Annotated in this window: 15 protein-coding genes; 9 read left to right on the top strand and 6 right to left on the bottom strand. The window is 72.5% G+C overall.

The window, feature by feature from the left end; all coding sequences use genetic code 11:
- Positions 1 to 46 precede the first annotated feature (46 nt).
- Positions 47 to 448: an ATP-binding protein gene (locus BIV23_RS12680; protein WP_071380936.1), complete on the bottom strand. Its 402-nt coding sequence runs from the start codon at positions 446 to 448 to the stop codon at positions 47 to 49.
- Positions 449 to 1,040: 592 nt separating this feature from the next.
- On the opposite strand from BIV23_RS12680, the gene BIV23_RS12670 reads away from it, so the two are divergent.
- From BIV23_RS12670 to BIV23_RS12655, 4 genes are read left to right on the top strand one after another with little or no spacing between them, the layout of a single operon-like run.
- Complete coding sequence (locus BIV23_RS12670; RefSeq protein WP_071380911.1) at positions 1,041 to 2,144, top strand: helix-turn-helix domain-containing protein; 1,104 nt, start codon at positions 1,041 to 1,043, stop codon at positions 2,142 to 2,144.
- Between the two features lie 15 nt (positions 2,145 to 2,159).
- Complete coding sequence (locus BIV23_RS12665) at positions 2,160 to 2,828, top strand: YdcF family protein (protein ID WP_071380910.1); 669 nt, start codon at positions 2,160 to 2,162, stop codon at positions 2,826 to 2,828.
- Positions 2,770 to 3,801: a WbqC family protein gene (locus tag BIV23_RS53550; protein ID WP_342746363.1), complete on the top strand. Its 1,032-nt coding sequence runs from the start codon at positions 2,770 to 2,772 to the stop codon at positions 3,799 to 3,801. Before BIV23_RS12665 ends, BIV23_RS53550 begins: the two co-directional genes overlap by 59 nt.
- Entirely contained in the window at positions 3,776 to 4,009 is a 234-nt protein-coding gene (locus BIV23_RS12655) for a hypothetical protein (protein ID WP_071380909.1), read from the top strand. The genes BIV23_RS53550 and BIV23_RS12655 overlap by 26 nt, the downstream gene beginning before the upstream one ends.
- 183 nt (positions 4,010 to 4,192) lie before the next feature.
- Here BIV23_RS12655 and BIV23_RS12650 read toward each other — a convergent pair whose 3' ends face one another.
- Both BIV23_RS12650 and BIV23_RS12645 read right to left on the bottom strand, forming a co-directional pair.
- Complete coding sequence (locus BIV23_RS12650) at positions 4,193 to 9,004, bottom strand: DNA repair ATPase (protein ID WP_071380908.1); 4,812 nt, start codon at positions 9,002 to 9,004, stop codon at positions 4,193 to 4,195.
- Between the two features lie 181 nt (positions 9,005 to 9,185).
- Positions 9,186 to 11,462, bottom strand: a complete 2,277-nt coding sequence (locus BIV23_RS12645; protein WP_071380907.1) for a hypothetical protein — start codon at positions 11,460 to 11,462, stop codon at positions 9,186 to 9,188.
- 251 nt (positions 11,463 to 11,713) lie between these two features.
- Here BIV23_RS12645 and BIV23_RS12640 point away from each other — a divergent pair, with 251 nt between their 5' ends.
- From BIV23_RS12640 to BIV23_RS51735, 3 genes are all read left to right on the top strand, one after another.
- Complete coding sequence (locus tag BIV23_RS12640) at positions 11,714 to 12,793, top strand: PucR family transcriptional regulator (RefSeq protein ID WP_079173111.1); 1,080 nt, start codon at positions 11,714 to 11,716, stop codon at positions 12,791 to 12,793.
- Between the two features lie 201 nt (positions 12,794 to 12,994).
- The gene (locus BIV23_RS51740; protein WP_071380906.1) at positions 12,995 to 13,474 is read left to right on the top strand and encodes a hypothetical protein; all 480 of its coding nucleotides are present in this window, start codon (positions 12,995 to 12,997) and stop codon (positions 13,472 to 13,474) included.
- A complete protein-coding gene (locus BIV23_RS51735; protein ID WP_071380905.1) occupies positions 13,471 to 13,827 on the top strand; it encodes a winged helix-turn-helix domain-containing protein in 357 nt (118 codons plus the stop codon). Before BIV23_RS51740 ends, BIV23_RS51735 begins: the two co-directional genes overlap by 4 nt.
- 39 nt (positions 13,828 to 13,866) lie before the next feature.
- On the opposite strand, the gene BIV23_RS12625 is transcribed toward BIV23_RS51735, so the two are convergent.
- The 3 genes from BIV23_RS12625 to BIV23_RS12615 all read right to left on the bottom strand — a co-directional run bounded on the left by BIV23_RS12625 (position 13,867) and on the right by BIV23_RS12615 (position 16,277).
- Positions 13,867 to 14,814, bottom strand: a complete 948-nt coding sequence (locus BIV23_RS12625; protein ID WP_071380904.1) for an MIP/aquaporin family protein — start codon at positions 14,812 to 14,814, stop codon at positions 13,867 to 13,869.
- Positions 14,815 to 14,884: 70 nt separating this feature from the next.
- Positions 14,885 to 15,550: an SDR family NAD(P)-dependent oxidoreductase gene (locus tag BIV23_RS12620; RefSeq protein ID WP_177239877.1), complete on the bottom strand. Its 666-nt coding sequence runs from the start codon at positions 15,548 to 15,550 to the stop codon at positions 14,885 to 14,887.
- Between the two features lie 61 nt (positions 15,551 to 15,611).
- Positions 15,612 to 16,277 carry a DUF4328 domain-containing protein gene (locus tag BIV23_RS12615; protein ID WP_071380934.1) on the bottom strand — a complete coding sequence of 222 codons (666 nt, stop codon included), beginning with the start codon at positions 16,275 to 16,277 and terminating at the stop codon, positions 15,612 to 15,614.
- A gap of 196 nt (positions 16,278 to 16,473) precedes the next feature.
- Here BIV23_RS12615 and ctaD point away from each other — a divergent pair, with 196 nt between their 5' ends.
- Both ctaD and BIV23_RS12605 read left to right on the top strand, forming a co-directional pair.
- A complete protein-coding gene (gene ctaD / locus BIV23_RS12610; protein ID WP_071380902.1) occupies positions 16,474 to 18,192 on the top strand; it encodes an aa3-type cytochrome oxidase subunit I in 1,719 nt (572 codons plus the stop codon).
- Positions 18,189 to 18,545, top strand: coding sequence for a cytochrome C oxidase subunit I (locus BIV23_RS12605; RefSeq protein ID WP_071380901.1), 357 nt, complete (start codon positions 18,189 to 18,191; stop codon positions 18,543 to 18,545). Before ctaD ends, BIV23_RS12605 begins: the two co-directional genes overlap by 4 nt.
- The last annotated feature ends 7 nt before the right edge of the window (positions 18,546 to 18,552 follow it).

The following is an 18,552-nucleotide window of genomic DNA, read 5'->3' as shown; positions in this document are numbered from 1 at the left end:
ACACCAAGCAGCCGCAGCTCAGGACCGGGCGGAGTGAGCAGGACGCTCATGTTGTCGTGCCTCCCGTGGCCTTGAAGCAGGACCAGACGATCTTCCCGAACGGAGTTCGCTCCTCGACTCCCCAGCCGTCGGCGAGCGCGTTCACCAGGATCAGCCCGCGTCCGGAGGTGTCCGTGCCGGCGGCCTGCCGGGCTTCGGGGTGCTGGCGGCGGCTGTCGTGCACTTCCAGGCGTACGACTTCCTCGTCGGCGTCGAGCTTGACCAGGAAGCCGTGTCCCGGGGCGGTGCCGTGGACCAGGGCGTTGGTGGCGAGCTCGGAGACGCAGAGCCTGACGTCCTCGGCTCGGTCCGGAAGGCCCCAGTCGGCCAGGACTCCGGCGGCGAAAAACCGTGCCTGGCCGACCGACTCGGGCCGCGCGTCGAAGAACCGCTGGGTCGTCTTGGTCATCATGGTCCTCATGCCTCGGCGTCCAGGACTGCGGGTGGTGCCGGGGTGGCGGCGGCGGACGGGACCGCTGCGGGAGACGGAGTGGTGGGCCGTACGGGGCTTGCGGACCAGCAGCAGTCGCGAGCCGGCCGCCTCGATACGCTGCCCGCGTTCAGCAGCTATGGCCTTCGGCCCCAGGTGCGACATGGCCGGGGCGACGACGCCATAGACGTCCGGCAGCGCGAGCACGTCCAGCAGCCCGGTGAACGCCGCCGAAGCCGGGCCCGCGGACGCGCCGCGGTCGGTGAAGACGCCGGACAACTGCAGTTCGTGGCTGCGGCAGTACTCGACGAGCGAGGCCACCAGCGCGCCCTGCCGCGCTTGGGAGACCCGTACCAACCGTAGAAAACCGTAAACGAGTGGGCCGCTGACCGGGCGATGCTCCGTGAGGGGTTCCATGCTCAGGACCGTCCGAAAGGCTCGACAGGTGGTGACGCTCTGAGCCTGGCGTCCGGCCAACTCCCGGCCAATCACCGGCTGTTCTACTTCCGTTCCACTTCCGTCACGCCGACTGCACGCGTCTGCTTCGATGACCGGTGGAAGGGAGCGACGCGTGGCGACCGTGCACCACTGGACCGGCCTGGAGGCCAAGGCCCTGCGGCTCGCCCTGCGACTGAGCGTGCGGGCCTTCGCCCAGCAGCTCGGCCTGGCGATTGCGACTGTCTCCAAATGGGAGAGCAAGCTCGCCGACACCGAGCCCAGACCCGACACCCAGGCCATCCTCGACACCGCCCTCGGCCGCGCGGACGCCTCCGTCCACCTGCGGTTCGAAACGCTGCTGTCCGAGATGACCAGCCCGGTGCAGAACGCCGGCCGACGGCGTGTCGCCGCCTCCGGCCCCAGGGCCTGGGAGTACGAGTCCTGGGCGGATGACCTGGACCGGGTCCTGGTCGCCCTGTCCCGACAGAACTTCGCCTTCGCCGACAGCCTCCTGACACGGTGGCTGGGCCGCTTCAAGGCCCCCGAGCTGGACGAGAAGGGCCTGTATCTCTTCGCCCGCTCCACTGCCCTGCTCGGCGACCTCAAGCGCGACCAGGGCGTCGTCCTCGGCCCTCTCTCCGCTCAGCACTCCTATGCCAGCGCCCGAGCGGTCTTCAACCAGCTCGACATCCCCCGCCGCGTCGCCCAGCTCGACCTGTCCCTCACGGTGGTCACGGAGATGTCCGGCAAGCTGGAGATCGCCGCACGCAACTACGAGTCCCTCACCGTCGACGACCGGCTCTCCCGCCGCGACCGCGCCCGTGCCCGCCTGTGGGTGGGGACTGCTCTGAGCAAGGACGGCCAGCACGACTACGCGACCCGCGTCATGACGGCTGCGACCCGCGACTTCGAAGACCTCACCGAACCCGACGACTGGTCGGTTGCCCACCAGAAACTCGCCCTTGCCCGCCGCGGCACCGGCGATCTCACCCAGGCCCTGCACTTCATCGACATCGCCCGCAGCAGCGGGACCACCGACTCACCGATGCAACGCGTGCGACTGGACACCGCTCATGGCCACATCCTGCTCTCCGATGCGGCGACCCGGGATGATGGACTCCTCGTCCTCGGCCAGGCTGCCCAGGCGGCCGCGCAGTACGGACTCGTGCACCAACTGCGCAGTATCGAGGGCATCAAGGCCATGAGCGAGGGGCCGACCGGGCCCCGGCAACGGTGACCAGGGAGAACACGCGTGAGCACTGACCAGCAGGCAATCACCGAGGACCAGTGGCGCCAGGCCAAGCTGATCTGGGACTACCACCAGATGCAGCACGAGCTGCGGCCCGTCCATGTGGCAATCGGTCTGGGCAGCCACGACCTCGGCGTCGCGGCCCACTCCGCCGAGCTGTACCGCTCCGGACTCTTCCCAACCCTGGTGTTCACTGGCGGCAACAGCCCCACCACCGCCAAGGTCTTTCCGCGTGGGGAGGCCGTCCACTTCCGCGAGCACGCCATCGACCTCGGCGTCCCCGCCCAGGCGATCCTGCTGGAGCCCAACGCGACGAACACCGGGCAGAACGTCACCCTCGCCCGCGAGGTGCTCGCCGCCGCCGGTATCCACCCGACCACGGTGCTGCTGGTTTCCAAGCCCTATATGGAAAGGCGATCGTTCGCGACCGCCCGCAAGCTGTGGCCCGACGTCGAGGTCCTCTGCGCGTCGGAACCGCTGGAGTTCGACGACTACCTGAAGTCCATCGGTGACGAGAAGCTCGTCCTGGACATGCTCGTCGGCGACCTCCAGCGGGTGATCGAGTATCCGAAGCTCGGGTTCGCCATCGAGCAGGAGGTCCCGGAGGACGTACATGCCGCGTACGAGTCCCTCATCCGCGACGGCTTCACCAGCCGCCTCATCGTCTCTTGACCTGCCCGAGCCGGGCGGGCTCTGCGCGATTCACCAGCCGAACTTCCTGCCCCGGCTGACCACGCTGGCCAAGCTGTTCGCGGCGGACTACTGGATCGTCCTGGACGACGTGCAGTTCACCCGCCGCGACTACCAGCACCGAGCCCGCCTCGCCGACCTCGATGACCCGGCCCGGCAGCAGTGGCTCACCATCCCCACCCGCCTGCCCCAGAGACGGTCCACGCTCATCCGGGACGCTGTCATCAACGAACCCGGGCCGGCCCGCCGCAGGACCGCAGGGATGCTGCGACAGCACTTCGGTGACAGCCCTCACTGGCCCGCACTCGCCCAGGCCCTGGGCCTGGTGCTGGACGCCTTCACCACCGGCAGGACCGCGGTCGTCACCGAGACCTCCACCCGCGTCCTGCTCGACCTGCTCGACTGGCGGGGCCAGGTCCTCACCAGCAGCCACCTGCCCGCGCGGCCGGGCCGATCCCAACGTCTCGCCGACCTGGCCACCGTCACCGGTGCCCGCGCATATCTATGCGGGACCGGCGGGATGACGTATCTCGACCCGCTCCCCTTCACCGACCAGGGCATCGACGTCATCCCGTACCAGGCGCCGGCTGGGGGACTGTGGCAGCAATCCCGCAGCCTCAGCGCCGCCCACCCTCTGATGCAACTCGGCCCCGAAAGGCTCGCCGCCGAGCTGCGCGATATCGCCTCACGCCACCGCATCCCCCGACAGCGTCACGCCGTGATGCGACCACTCCAGCCCGCCGCTCCCCCTACGGACTGCACGCACCCCTCCCCGGAGAATCCACCGCCCCGGTCCGCCCGTACCTCCTCGCCGCCGAGCGGGAGCGGGAGCGCTCGCAGCAGTACCGGCGCCGTGTTGCCCTGGTCCTGGCCTCCGACTTCGGGGTCGACCTCGACCGGCACCTCGTCGGTGCGGAAAGGTTGGCCTGATGAACGCCGCGTCCAAGCGGACTGAGGCCGAGCCGGAAGCGCCGCGGCCGGTGCGGATGTGCGTCCGCTGCAACGCGCTCACCGACGCCCCGGTCGTGGTGTCCGAGGTGCACTCCAGCACCGGGCCGGGCTTCAACGTGTATGCCTGCCCCACCTGTTCCGCACACTTCCCGCCCCTGCCGGACGTGCTCGTCCTGCTGCCCGCTGCCCGTCCCGCAGGGGGTGAGCGGTGACCGGCGCCACCAGGACGGTGGACGGAACGGCGCGGTCGGCCGAATGCGCGCTCGCCACACGCCACGGGTACCAGGACCTGCACGCCCGGTGCCGTCAGACCACGGACGTCCCCCTGCCCCACAGCACGGGTCTGCTGTTGGTGCACCGCTGCCGCTGTGCCTGTCACCGGCGGGGAAGTCCCCTCACCGCTCCCCCCTGATCGCCGACTCCACCGCCGCCACCCGGTCCGCGAGCAGGCCGAGGGCGGCGACCGCGCGGGTCAGGGGGTCGTCCTCGGGGCCGCCGAGTGTGCGGGCCCGCGCATACGCCGATTTCACCTCGGCCCAGCGGGCGGACTGGACCTCGCTCAACTCGTCGCGCAGTTCGGCAAGTTTCAGGAGGTTGGCCTCGGCGCCCGTGGTGAGGGTCTGGGCCTCGGCGGTGTAGTGGTCGTGGACGACGGCCTCGCGCTCGGCGTCGTTCATGACCGGGCGCAGCCGCTGGGCGATCTTGTTCATGTCGCGGTAGGAGCCCTGGAGGCGGAACGGGGGTTCCGTGCGGGCGGCCTCGGACTGGGCGGCGGAGGCGATGTAGGCGGCGTTCACGGCCAGGACCGTCTCGCGGACGGTGAGAGCGTGCCGCAACAGCCGTACGACGCGGTCGAGTTCGGACGCGGGGAGAGGGTGCGTGAGACGGTCGGCGCGCGCCGTCGGGTCGCCGGACGCCAGCCGGACCAGCTGGTCCAGGTCGGCCCGGTCGCGGGCGGCGAGCGGGGCGAGGACCGGGTTGGCGGTGAGGGCGTTCTCCAGGAAGCTGAGCGCGAAGACGTCCTCCTTGCCGGTGAGGACGTCGCCGAGGTTCCACACGTCGGCCCGGTTGGCGAGCATGTCGGGGATGCGGAAGCGCTCGCCGGACTCGGTGTACGGGTTGCCGGCCATGCACACCGCGAACCGCTTGCCGCGCAGGTCGTAGGTGCGCGGCTCGCCGTCCCGCACGCCGTCGACCCGGCGCGTGGCGTCGCACAGCGGGATGAACGTCTGGAGCAGTTCGGGCGAGGTGTGCTGGATGTCGTCCAGGTAGAGCAAGGTGTTGTTGCCCGCCGACAGAGCGAAATTGATCTTCTCGATCTCGTGCCGGGCCGTCGCGTTCGGGGCGTCGGCCGGGTCGAGCGAGGTGACGGCGTGGCCGAGCGCCGGGCCGCTGACCTTGACCAGCATCAGCCCGAGCCGGTCGGCGACGTACTCCATGAGCGTCGTCTTGCCGTAGCCGGGCGGGGAGACGAGGAGGAGCAGGCCGCCGGTGTCGGTGCGCTTCGTCTCGCCGGTGGTGCCGAGCTGGCGCGCCAGGCTGTCGCCGATCAGGGGCAGGTACACCTTGTCGACCAGGCGGTTGCGGACGAACGCCGACATCACGCGGGGGCGGTGGTCGTCCAGGCGGAGCCGGTCGCGTTCGGCCGCCACCAGGGCCGTACGGCGGCGCTGGTAGGCACGGAAGGCGGGGACCTCCGTGGCCGTGAAACGGGACGTGCGGGACAGGAACTCGTCCACACGCACGGTCAGTCGGCCGGCGATCACGCGCGGGTGCGCGCCGAGCAGCCCCTCCGCCGTGGCCGTGAGCGGGGCGTCGCCGTCGTAGCGGGACAGGGCGGGGCACAGCTCGGCGGCGACCGCTTCCGCCAGTTCGCCGGGGCCGGTCCCGGCGCCGGTCGCGGCGGCGTACGCGCCGAGCCACGCCGCGACCACCTGCCGACGGGCGGCGAGATCCGTCAACCCTTCGAGATCGGCACGGTAACTCCCGTCCGTGTGGCGGAACTTCTCGAGCAGGGTGCGGGCCGCGACCCCGAGCACGAAGCCCTCGGGGCCACAGGTCAGCTCCTCGAAGAGGTACGCGGCGGCCGGGCCGCCCGGCGCCGAGGAGTCCCACTCCCCGATCGCCGCCGCCAGCTCCCGCTCCAGCTCGCCGACGGCCGGTACGGCGCCGAAGGTGTCCCGGGCGCGGGCCAGCGACACCGCCCGCCGGGTCCAGGCCGTGCGGGCCCCGTCCGTCGTGCCGTGCGCCCAGAACAGCTGGGCGGCGGCCCGGGCGGCGGGCTCGTGGCGCAGGGTCCCGGCGCCCTCGTGCAGGGGCAGGAGGACACGCAGCAGGACTGTCGCGTCGTGGTCGTGGACACCGCGCTCGTACCCCTCGTCGTACGCCTCCTGCGCCGCCCGGCGCACCAGGTCCGGCAGGTCGTCGGCGGCGGCGAGGGCGGCCGGGCCGTGCTCGGCGAGCAGGCGGGCGGCCAGGTACTCGGCGCGGTACACCTCCGGTGACTCGGAGGGCAACTGGCGCTCCCAGCAGGGGCGGTACGCCGCGAAGTCGGGGTCGGTGACCGGGGCGCGGTAGTCCGTGCCGGTCACCGCGAAGGCGAGGGCATCGCCGTGCGGGACGAGGGTGAGGTCGAGCGGCTGGGTGTTGACGGCGAAGCGGTGGCTGCCGAGCAGCAGGGTGCGGCCGTCGTCCGCGTACAGGTCGGTGCGGTCGCGCAGGGCGCGGGCCGCCTCCTGGCGGGCGGACTTCAGGCGCCCGTCCAGCTCCTCGGCGCGCACGCTGTCGCCGAGGCCGCGCAGCTCGCCGGCGGTGCGGCGGACCTTGCCGACCAGCGGGTCGGAGGCGAAGTAGGTGGTGACCGCCTCCGTGTCGGCCAGGGTGGCCGCGCGGCGGGCGATCGTCTCCAGCATGCGCCCGGCCGAGACGGCGAGCTGTTCGGCGCGGCGGGCGCGGGCGTCGGCGAGTGACTGCTTGCGCGCGGCGAAGGCCTCGTAGACCTCGGCGCGCCGGTCGGCGAGTTCGGCGAGGAAGTCGTCGAACTCGGCGAACCGGCCGTCCAGGTCCTCCAACCGGCCGAGTACGGAGGTGAGTTGGTCGTCGCATGCCTCCGGGGTTGCGCAGGCGCCGAGCGCCGCGGTGACGGCCTGGGCGAGCAGGGCGGTCTCGGCGGCGAACTCGGCGCGCCCCTCGCTGTCCTGGAGGGCGCGGCGGCGGCCGTCGAGGGTGGCCCGGGCCCGGTTGACGCCGCCCAGCACGTCGGCGATCCGCTCCAGCACGGCGGTGCGGACGGTGGCGTCGGCGATGTCGAGGCCGGTGACGACCTCGGTGACCGTGCGCAGCCCGTCGGCGAGGTCGTCGAGGCGGGCGGCGACGGGCGCGGCCGCGGCGACGGTCGGGGCGGCCGCCGCGTCGGCGACGAGCCGCTCGACCTCCTCCCGCTGCCCGGTGAAGGCGTCCTCGCGGGCCAGGAACGACACCGCGCGCCGGCCGAACGCGGCGAGGTCGTCCTCGGCGGCGGACGCCAGCTCCGCCAGCCGGTCGGCGTCGACGTACCGCAGCTCGCGCCGGGTGAGCAGGTGGCCGTGCGCGTGGCGCAGTTCGGTCAGTCCGCGCACCCAGGCGGCGGCCTCGCGCGGGGCCTCGCCGCGCAGCCGGCGCACGACGGCGGCGATCCGCTCGGCGGCCTCGTCCAGCGCCTCCGCGGCCTGCCGGGTCAGCTCCTGGACGGTCTCGAACTCGGCCAGCACCTGCTCGGCGGTGTCCCGTACCTCTGCCAACGGAGCGGCCAGATCGCCGAGTTCGGGATCGGTGAGCCAGTGGTGGGTGTCGGCGGCGCGCACGCAGGCGGCGGCCAGCGCCCGGTAACCCGCGCCGGTCCCGATCCCGTCCGCCACCAGCCGGGCCACCGACAGGCAGTCGGCGAGCCCGCGCACGAGGTCGGCGTTGCCGACGCGGGCGAGCGGCCCGGTGCCGGTGCGCAGGGCGGCGGCGTGGGTGTCGGAGACGTACGGCGAGGTCCACCACTGCAGGGGGTGGGTGTGCGCGGGCTCGTCGGCGCCGGCGCGCAGCACGGCGAGCGCGCCGTCGGCGAACAGCGCCCAGCCCCGGCACGGCAGCGGCGTCTCCACCTCCTTGCGCAGGGTGTTGTACGGCAGCAGCAGCGTGCGGCCACCGGCCCGGTCGCGGAACGCGTACAGCACGTCCTCGCCGTTCGGCGCGCGCACCTCGCGCTCGAACTCCAGCCCCTGTACGTCGAGTTCGTACGTCTTGTGACCGCCGCCGGCCAGGCAGTAGCCGCCCGGGAAGACGATGCCCTGCTCCTCGGGGAGCCGGCGGCAGGCCTGCCCGATGCCGTCGAGCCGGACCACCGTGCGGGTCAGGGTGTCGAAGACCAGGTGGCGGTCGGTGTCCTCCTTGTACGGCCGCACGCGCAGCAGCACCAGCGGGCCGGCCTGGGCGTGCGCGACGGCCGCGTCGGCGAGGGACTGGAGCGGCTCGCGCACCGGCTCGGTGTGCAGCGTTTCTCCGTCCGGGGTGCGCACGACGAGGGCGCCGCCGACGGTCGTGACCCCGAGGCCGCCGGGGACGGCCACGTAGGGGTCGCGGCCGAGGACGTGGTCCTCGCGGCTGGTCTGCGTCCAGGTGACGTCCTGGCCGGGCGGGAAGACGTCGTCGCGGTCGCCGCGCGCGTCCAGGAACGCCGTCCGGCCGTCGTCGGCGACGCTCCAGCGCAGGACGCGCACGTCGTCGGCCTTCTCGCCGGTGCGGAACACCGCGAGGAGCCGCCCGTCGACCCGGCGCAGCCGCAGCAGGCGGGCCTCGCGGTAGTAGCGGTGCAGGGCGGTGAACTCCCGTACGAACGCCGGATCGTCGAGCAGTCCGGGCACGGCGTCCTGCGGCAGGCGCGCGCCGCCGCGGTCGTACAGCCCGAGGACGTCGGCGACGGACGCCTCGGTGCCGTCGGCCGTCCGCCCGGTGCCGCCGAAGAGGAGGACGTCGCCGACGGCCACGATGTCGCTCGGCAGGCACGGGTGGCCGGTGCCGAGGCGGGCGGTGGTCGCCAGCTCGACCCGGGCCGAGCCGAACTCGCCGGCTCGGCGGGTGTTCAGCGTCTCTGCCCTGCGGGCCAGCTCGGCGGCGTGGGCGGTGAGGCGGTCGCGGAGGAGTTCGTAGGTGCCGGCGTCGACGGTGGCGTCGGTTGCCATGGCGGATGTTTCCCTTCGGGGGCCGTGCGGCTGCGAGCTCGGGGCTGCGGGCCGCGTGCCGGGTGCGGGTCATGGTGGGCCGGTCGCGCCCACGCGGCGGAGCCGCATATCGGTACGGCCCCGCGCCCCTGGGGGGTTGCAGCACCGCCGGCTTCGAAGGCGCCGCAACCCCCGCCCAGCCTCAGTTCAGCGCGCTCTTTCCGTTCAGCGCCGCCAACGGAGTTTCCGCGAGGCCGAGTTCGCCGGCCCTGTCGAGGAGCTTCTGGAAGTCGGCAGCCTGCGGGCCGCCCCCGTTCATCAGCTTCACCAGCAACGCTGACACCGTCAGGTTCTGCACGTCCGCCGTGCCCACGGAGCCCAGGATCCGGCTCAGGTCGTCCGTGAAGCTGGCGGAGCCGTCCAGCCAGGGGCCCGCCAGGGCCTGTGCCGTACGGGAGTTGTCCACGAAGCCGTCCACGCCCTTGCCGAGCGCGACCGAGGAGACGAGCCGGTCGAAGAAGACGGAGTCCCCGCCGACGATGTCGATGTCGGCGTTCTCCAGCCCGGTCGCGAGGACGCTCGCCTGCGCCTCGGCGACGTGGCGCTGGGTCTCCAGGCCGGCCAGCCGGATCTCCTTCTCCGCCTGGATCCGCAGCCGGTACTCCTCGTGCCCGCGCGACGCGTCGTCCAGCGCGGCCATCGCGGCGGCCTTCTGGGTCAGGCCCTCCGCCTCTGCCTTCAGCTTCTCGGCGATGGCGGCGGCCTCCGCGAGCGCCCTCGCCTTGGCGCCCTCCGCCTCGGCCAGGCCCTTGGCCCGCACGCCCTCGGCCTCGGCCCGCAGCCGTGCCTCGGTGGCCTGCGCCGCCGCCTGCGCGCCCTGGGCCTCCGCGAGCCCCCTGGCCCGCGCGCCCTCCGCCTCGGCCTTCAGCCGGGCCGAGGTGGCCTCCGCCGCGGCCCGCGCCGCCTCGGCCTCCGCGAGCCCCTTCGCCCGGGCGCCCTCGGCCTCGGCGAGCGCCCTGGCCTGGGTGCCCTCGGCCTCGGCGCGCAGCCGGGCCTCGGTGGCCTCGGCCTCCGCGCGGCCGGCCTTGACGGTGACCTCGGCCTCCTTGTCGCGCACCTGGACGGCGGCCAGCCCCTCGGCGGCGGCCTCCGCCTGGACGCCCTCGGCGAGCCGCAGCTTGGCGCGGGCGTCGAGGTCGGCGGTCTTCAACCGGGCCTCGGCCAGGGTCAGTTCCTCACCGGCGCGGTGCGTGGCCGCCTGCTCCGCCGCCTCCGCCGCCTTGATGTCCTTGACCAGCCTCTCCTGCGCCTCCGCCTCGGCGGCGATGACGAGGGCCTGCCGCTCGCGTTCGGCCTCCTCGACCACGCGGAGCTTCTTGATGGACTCCTCCTGCTCGGCGACCGTACGGTCCACCGCGACCCGCTCCCGGATGACCTCGGCGATCTCCCGCTTTTCCGCCTCGACCTCCTTCTCGGCGGAGATCTTCGTCAGCTGGGTCTCCCGCTCGCGGGCGATGACCTCCAGCAGCCGGTCCTTCTCGATGCGCTCGTTCTCGACCGCGATGACCCGCTCGCGGTTCTTCGCGGCGACGGCGATCTCCCGGGCCTGGTTCTCGCGCTGCACGCCGAGCTGTTCCTCGGTGCGCAGGAAGGCGCCCTGGGCGCGCAGCCGCTCCTCCTCCACCACGCGGGCGGTCTCGGCCTCCTCGCGGGCGCGGGACGTCTCGATCTCCCGCTTCTGCTTGATCTCGGCGTCCGCCTGCCGGCGCTCCAGCTCCAGGATGGCCTCGCGCGCGTCGACGTTCTGCCGGGTGATCTCCTTCTGCTCGGTGCGCTGGGCCTCGTTGGTGCGCACGTGCTCGACCGCCGTCAGTTCGGTGATCTTGCGGATGCCCTGGGCGTCGAGGACGTTGGCGGGGTCGAGCTGGGTGAGCGGGGTCTGCTCCAGGTAGTCGATCGCGGCGTCTTCCAGGTGGTAGCCGTTGAGGTCGATGCCGATCAACTCGATGACGTGGTACCGCAGTTCCTCGCGCTTGGTGTAGAGGTCGGTGAAGTCCAGCTGCTTGCCGACGGTCTTCAGCGCCTCGGAGAACTTCGCGTGGAACAGCTCCTGGAGGGTGTCCTGGTGGCTGGCGCGTTCGGTGCCGACGGTCTGGGCGACCTTGATGACGTCCTCGACGGTCTTGTTGACCTTCACGAAGAACAGGATCCGGATGTCGGCACGGATGTTGTCCCGGCAGATCAGCCCGTCCCGGCCGGCGCGGCTGATCTCGATCGTCTTCACCGAGATGTCCATGACCTCGGCCTTGTGCAGGATCGGCAGCACGACCTGGCCGGTGAAGGACACGTCCACCCGGCGCGTCTTCGACACGATCAGGGCCTGGCTCTGGTCGACCTTGCGGTACAGCCGCGAGAACCCGAACACCGCGAGCACCACGACGACGAGACAGACGGCGGCGAGCACACCGAGGGCTTCCATGGCATACGTCCTTGCCTCAGACGACAGATCGGAGCCCTTGGCAGTCACAGCTCCCGGTGCCGGACATCAGCAGACCTGCCGGTGTCCGGCACCGGAAACCCCCCGTAGTGCTCCCCGCCGACAATGGTGCGTGGGGGCGCGAGCCGGCGCATTGCCGGTTTCCGGCAGTGTTCACTAGGGTCTTCGTGCCGGACCTGCGCCAAGAAAGCGTCACCGGCGCGTCAAGATCACGGGGGACGGGGGCGGACGGCGTGCGGGACCGGCATGACATATCCGGGCATTACGAGCACTATCTGGACGGTTTCGCCGACACGCTCGCCGAGGTCGCGGCCACCGGACGCCGGCTGACCCGGGAGGAGCTCAAGGCCCGCCGCACCCTGGGCGAGCAGGCCGCCGACGCCGGACACGGACTGCGCGCCCTGGCCGTCGCCCACCTCGCCGCCGCCCGCGCCGCCTGGCCGGTCGGCCCCGGCTCGGCCGAGAGCACGCTGGCCGCCCTGGCCGCCGTGGAGCAGGCGGTGGACGCGTTCGCCGAGGGGTACGAGCGCGCCCAGCGGCTCACCGTGCGCCGCGAGGAGGCGGCCCGCCGGGAGTTCATCGACGACCTGCTGTACGGCCGCGGCGGCCTGGGCCGCCTGGCCGAGCGCGCCGAACGCTTCGGCCTGCGTCTGTCCCGGGCGCACGCGGTGGCCGTGGCCGAGGGCCCGACGGCGTACGTCGAGGGCGGCGGCGTGGCCCGCGCGGTCGAGGCCGCCGTACTCGGCCGCTTCGACACCCGCAGCATCCTGTTCACCACCAAGCACGGCCGGCTGCTGTGCATCGCGCCCGGCGACGAGGACGAGATCCTCACCTACTTCGCCCGGCAGGCGCACACGGCGACGGACGGCGGCCGGATCGCCATCGGCCGCGCCCAGCCGGGCCCCGGCGGCGTGGTCCAGTCGTACGAAGAGGCCCTGACGGCACTGGAGATGGCCGAGCGCCTCGGCCTCGCGGACCCGGTCCTGCGCGCCGCCGACCTCCTCGTCTACCCGGTTCTGGCCCGGGACCGGCAGGCGATGGCCGACCTGGTCTCGCACACCCTGGGCCCGCTGACACAGGCGCGAGGCGGCGCGGGCCCCCTGCTGGAGACCCTGACGGCGTACTTCGACGCGGGCTGCGTGGCGGCGGAAGCGGCCCGCCGCCTCGCCCTGAGCGTGCGGGCCCTCACCTACCGGCTGGCGCGCATCCACCACCTCACCGGCGCCAACCCGGCCGACCCCGCCCACCGCTACATGCTCCAGACGGCGGTGATCGGCGCCCGCCTGCTGGACTGGCCGAACCGCCCGCTGTGACGGTCCGGTGCAACCGGACCCCCCCTGTACTCCGTTACGGCACCTCCGACGCCGCGCCCGCTCCCCGGCAACGGCCTCGGCGGCGATCGGAAAGTACTTGCATTCTTGGAAAGTAATGTCCATGCTGACATCAGCACGTCAGACGCACGACACATGCGGGGCGGACCGACCAACCGCCCCGCCCTCACCGGAGGTTGACGCATGAACGACACGGGGGAACCGATGGATGCCCTGGACGCGCGTCGGGCGCAGGACGCGCTCGCCGCCGCCTGTGCCGCCCGCAGCGCGGCGCGCCGGGCCGGCGGCCGGGACCGGCCCCGGCGGTACCTCGTCGGCCAGGGCCTCGCCTTCGCGGCCGGCTTCACCGCGTTCGGACTGGCCGACCTGCTGCCGCGGTACGGGACATGGCTGACGCTCGCCGGACTGGCCTGCGCCGTCGGCTTCTTCGCACTGGTCTGGATCGGCGCCCACCACGGCGGTGTGACCCGCTGGTTCAGCCGGGACGGCGGGCCCCGCCGTTCGACCTGGGAGCTGTGGGGGGCGCCCCTCGTCACGATCGGCGTCGGCGCGCTGGCCGCCGTCCCGTACGGCGTCGCGGGCTGGTCCATCGCCTTCGGCCTCGCGACCGGCGCGGAGCACCTGCTGCGCGCGTTCCTGCCGCGCCAGGGCAGCACCGCGTGAGCGGCCGCGCGGGCGACTCGCCGCCCACCCTCGACCGCGAGCTGCACCACCCGACGCGGCTGGCTCTCGCCGCCTATCTCTCGGCGTGCGGCGAGGCGGAGTTCGCCGTCCTGCGGGACTACTGCCAGATCTCCGACTCCACGCTGAGCAAGACCCTCTCCGCGCTGGAGAAGACGGGGTACGTCAGCGTCCGCAAGGGCTACCTGGGCAAGCGGCCACGCACCTGGGCCGCGCTCACGCTCACCGGCCGCCGGGCGCTGACCCGCCACCTCGCGGCGCTGGAGGAGATCGCGGCGACGGCCAGGCGGGCCGCCGGCACCTGCGCCGACGGCCCGTCCGAGGCGGGCGGTTGACACGTCCCTGGGCGCCCCCCGACGTTCCGCCCCTCCCGGCTACTCGCCGTTGACGGTCCGCACCGGAGTCGACTCCCCGGGCTCCAGCGGCTCGGCCAGCTTCGCGCGCAGCAGCAGGACGTCACCGATGAACAGGTCGTAGACGACGATCCCGATCACGCCGCCGACCAGCGGGCCGACGATCGGGATCCACCAGTAGTGGCTGAACGAGCCGGCCACGCTGCCCGGGAAGGCCAGGCTCCGCCAGCCCTGGGACCAGATCAGCAGCCGCGGCCCGAAGTCGCGGGCCGGGTTGATGGCGTAGCCCGCGTTGGCGCCGTAGGACATGCCGACCGCGGCCACGACGAGGCCGACGACGAAGGGGGCGAGGTTGGACTGCACGGCCTGGTTGCGCACGTCGAGGACGGCGGCGATCAGCATGAGCAGGAACGCCGTACCGACGATCTGGTCGATCAGCGGGCCCCAAACGCCGCCGTGGAAGTACGGGGCGGGGAAGGTCGCGAAGATGGAGAAGGTGGCGTTGGTGTGGCCGTTCACCTTCGGGCCCGTCGCCGCCTTGTCGTAGGCGTGGATCGCGTCGTGGTAGACGAGGTAGACCAGCGCCGCGCCGGCGAAGGCGCCCACGACCTGCGCGAACCAGTACGGCAGCACCTTGGCCCAGGAGAATCCGCGGCGCACGGCCATGGCCAGGGTGACCGCCGGGTTGAGATGGGCGCCGCTGACTCCGCCGCCGACGTAGACGCCGAAGGTGACGGCCAGCGCCCAGCCCCAGGTGATCAGCAGCCAGTCCCCGGCCGCGAGGAAGATCGTGGTGGGCGTGGCGGCACGGCCCGAACCGGGCAGCGCGGCCACCGCCATCGCGACCACACCGCAGCCGAACGCGATGAGGACGAGAGTCCCGAGGAACTCGGCGAGGCACTCGCCGAGCAGTCCTCCCCGGCTTCTGAGCCGGGACGGCTTGATGATCGTGGGGATTTCCACAGCCATGCCAAGCCCCCTCGAAGAGAGCATTACGGCCAACGTCACCATATTGGCCTACAAACCCGCACCCCGCAGTTCAGCTGTCGAGGTCGTCGGCGAAGTGCCGGAACCCGTGCCGCTCCCGGTGCAGCCCCCACAGCACCTCCGCGAGCACGTCGGGGTCCTTGCGCGCGTGCCCGGGCGTGATGGCGCCGGGGACGACCAGCTGGGCGACGTGGATGCCCTCGCCGGCGAGCCGGTCGTGCAGCAGATGCCCGTACGCGCTCTCCGCCGCGAACGCGATCGAGGTACCGGCCCGCTCGGGATGCGGTACGGCGGCGGTCCCGCCGTTGACGAAGAGGATCGTCCCGCGCCCGAGCCGCCGCATGCCCGGCAGCACCTGCTGCACGGCGGCGACGACCCCGTACACGGAGAACTCGATCGGCCCGACCAGCTCGCGGTGCCCGGTCTCCAGCACGGGCCGCATGAAGTCCCGGTGCGGCACCGGGCTGTACTGGAGCACCTCCACGGTCCCCAGCTCCGCGGCGGCCCGCTCCAGCGCCGCGGCCAGCTCCTGCGGCCTGCGCACGTCGGCGGTGAACCCGGCGGCCCGCACACCGCCCGCGGCGAGGCCCTCCACGAGCCGGTCGAGATGGTCCCGCTGCCGGGCGAACAGCGCCACGGCGAACCCCTCCCGCCCGAACCGCCGCGCGACGGCGGCCCCCAGCCCGGTCCCCGCACCCACGATGGCGATACTGCTCATGGGGGCCATCCGTACCGCACCGGGCGGCACCCCACACCCGGCCCCCGAGGCCGGCCGGGGACTACGCCACCCCGGCCTCCCGCAGCCGCTCGGCCTGCGCGGCGGTGACGGCCCGTACGGCGAAGAACCCGGCGATCGCCGCGCCGACCACGGCCGCGTCGGACGTCAGCAGCGGCCAGACCCCGTGATAGGCGCGGGCGATGATCTCGTCGGTGGAGTCGCGGTACACCAGCCCGACGCCGCTGAGCATGCCGATCACCCACAGCACCCACCACACGTTCACGGAGACGGGCACCCGGCGGCCGGGCGCGCTCCCGTGGAACGCGTCCACGACGATCCCGCGCGGGAACCACAGGTTGACCAGGGGCACGACCCATCCCAAGTACACCCAGATCCCCGCGTACTTCGGCTCCTTCCCGGACAGCGCACGGGCGTTGTCGCGCAGCTGCCACAGCCAGGAGACGAAGAGCAGGGCGCACAGCGCGACGGCCGCACCGCCGGCCGACGTCACCAAGTGGTACGAATCCTCAAGGGAGTTGAGCGGGCGGTGCACGCCGTTCCCCTGGTCGGGCGGGCCCGCGGCCGGTTCCCCGGCGGCGGCGAGCCGCAGCTCCCACACCGCCCGTACCACCCAGGCGAGCCCGGCCAGCAGCAGTCCCCCCGAAGCCAGCCACCCGGACACCCTGATCGGCCGGAGCGCGAACGGAGGGGCCGTGGGCGTGTTCATCTGTTCGGTCACCTGATCATCCTGTCCCATGGAAGGCGCCGCTGGGCCATCCGTGTGCATCCGTCATGCGATCGGCCGTGCGCGGGCCGTTCCGGCTCTCCCGCGCGGCGTCCGCGCGGCAAGGATGACGAGGAGCATGACGAGGCGCGGACGTCTTGGCGTGCGCGGAGCGCGAGCAGCGGGAGACAGACGACTTGTGAGCATCATCGACGAACCCCACGGTGCCGCCGCGGCCGCCGACTCGTACGAGAGCGAGGTGCCGCTGCGGGGCAGACAGCCCGGCGGCGTCGTGGTGAAGTGGCTGACGACCACCGACCACAAGACGATCGGCACGCTGTATCTCGGCACGTCCTTCGCGTTCTTCCTGGTCGGCGGCGTGATGGCGCTGCTCATGCGCGCCGAGCTGGCCCGGCCGGGCCTGCAGCTCATGTCGAACGAGCAGTTCAACCAGCTCTTCACGATGCACGGCACCGTGATGCTGCTGATGTTCGCGACCCCGCTGTTCGCCGGCTTCACCAACTGGATCATGCCGCTGCAGATCGGCGCGCCCGACGTGGCGTTCCCGCGGCTGAACATGTTCGCCTACTGGCTCTACCTGTTCGGCTCGCTCATCGCGGTGGCCGGCTTCCTCACCCCGCAGGGCGCGGCCGACTTCGGCTGGTTCGCCTACTCCCCGCTGACGGACGCGATCCGCTCACCGGAGGTGGGCGGCGACCTGTGGATCATGGGTCTGGCGTTCTCCGGCTTCGGCACCATCCTCGGCTCGGTCAACTTCGTCACCACCATCATCTGCATGCGCGCCCCGGGCCTGACCATGTTCCGCATGCCGATCTTCTGCTGGAACGTGCTGCTGACCGCCGTCCTGGTCCTGCTCGCCTTCCCGGTCCTCGCGGCCGCGCTGTTCGCCCTGGAGGTGGACCGCAAGTTCGGCGCCCATGTCTTCGAGGCGACCAACGGCGGCGCGCTGCTGTGGCAGCACCTCTTCTGGTTCTTCGGCCATCCCGAGGTGTACATCATCGCCCTGCCGTTCTTCGGCATCGTCTCCGAGATCATCCCGGTCTTCGCCCGCAAGCCGATGTTCGGCTACATGGGCCTGATCGCCGCGACCATCTCCATCGCCGGTCTGTCCATCACCGTCTGGGCACACCACATGTACGTCACCGGCGGTGTGCTGCTGCCGTTCTTCTCCTTCATGACCTTCCTGATCGCGGTGCCGACCGGGGTGAAGTTCTTCAACTGGATCGGCACGATGTGGAAGGGCAGTCTGTCCTTCGAGACCCCGATGCTCTGGGCGGCGGGCTTCCTCGTGACGTTCCTCTTCGGCGGGCTGACCGGGGTCATCCTGGCCTCGCCGCCCCTGGACTTCCACGTCTCCGACTCGTACTTCGTGGTGGCCCACTTCCACTACGTCGTGTTCGGCACCGTCGTCTTCGCCATGTTCGCGGGCTTCCACTACTGGTGGCCCAAGATGACCGGCAAGATGCTGGACGAGCGGCTCGGCAAGATCACCTTCTGGACCCTGTTCGTCGGCTTCCACGGCACCTTCCTGATCCAGCACTGGCTGGGCGCCGAGGGCATGCCCCGCCGCTACGCCGACTACCTGGCGGCCGACGGCTTCACGGCGCTGAACACGGTCTCGACCATCAGCTCCTTCCTGCTCGGCACGTCGATGCTGCCGTTCCTCTACAACGTGTGGAAGACCGCCCGGTACGGCAAGCCGGTGGGCGTCGACGACCCGTGGGGCTACGGCCGTTCGCTGGAGTGGGCGACCTCCTGCCCGCCGCCCCGGCACAACTTCGTGACCCTGCCCCGGATCCGCAGCGAGTCCCCGGCGTTCGACCTGCACCACCCCGACATCGCGATGGCGGAGCACGAGCACCAGCTCCCGGCGCGGACCGACCGAGGGCAGGCGTGACCGGCCCGGCCGCGCACGGGGCCGACGGCACGCTCGCCAACCAGGTGGAGGGCTACCTCCTGTGGCAGGCGCGGATCGCCGAAGCGGAGCAGCGCGCACGGGAGTTCACCGGCCGCCTGGACTGGCTGACGACCGCGCAGCGCGAGGAGATCGAGCGGCGCTACACCGCCGACAGCCTGCACCGGGCCCGCGCGGACCTGGAACGCGTCGCGGCCCGGTGCCGGTCGCTGCGCGCCGAGTACGAGCACCGCTACGCCGAGCTGCGCCGCCGCTGTCTGGCCGTGACCGTCGCCACCGCCGTCGCCGTGTGCGCCGGCTGCACGGCCGTGGCCGCGCTGTTCCTGGCCCTGTGAGCGTGCC

The organism is Streptomyces monashensis, from assembly GCF_001866665.1.
GTDB classification, from domain to species: domain Bacteria; phylum Actinomycetota; class Actinomycetes; order Streptomycetales; family Streptomycetaceae; genus Streptomyces; species Streptomyces monashensis.
This window is presented reverse-complemented; position numbering and strand designations above follow the sequence as displayed.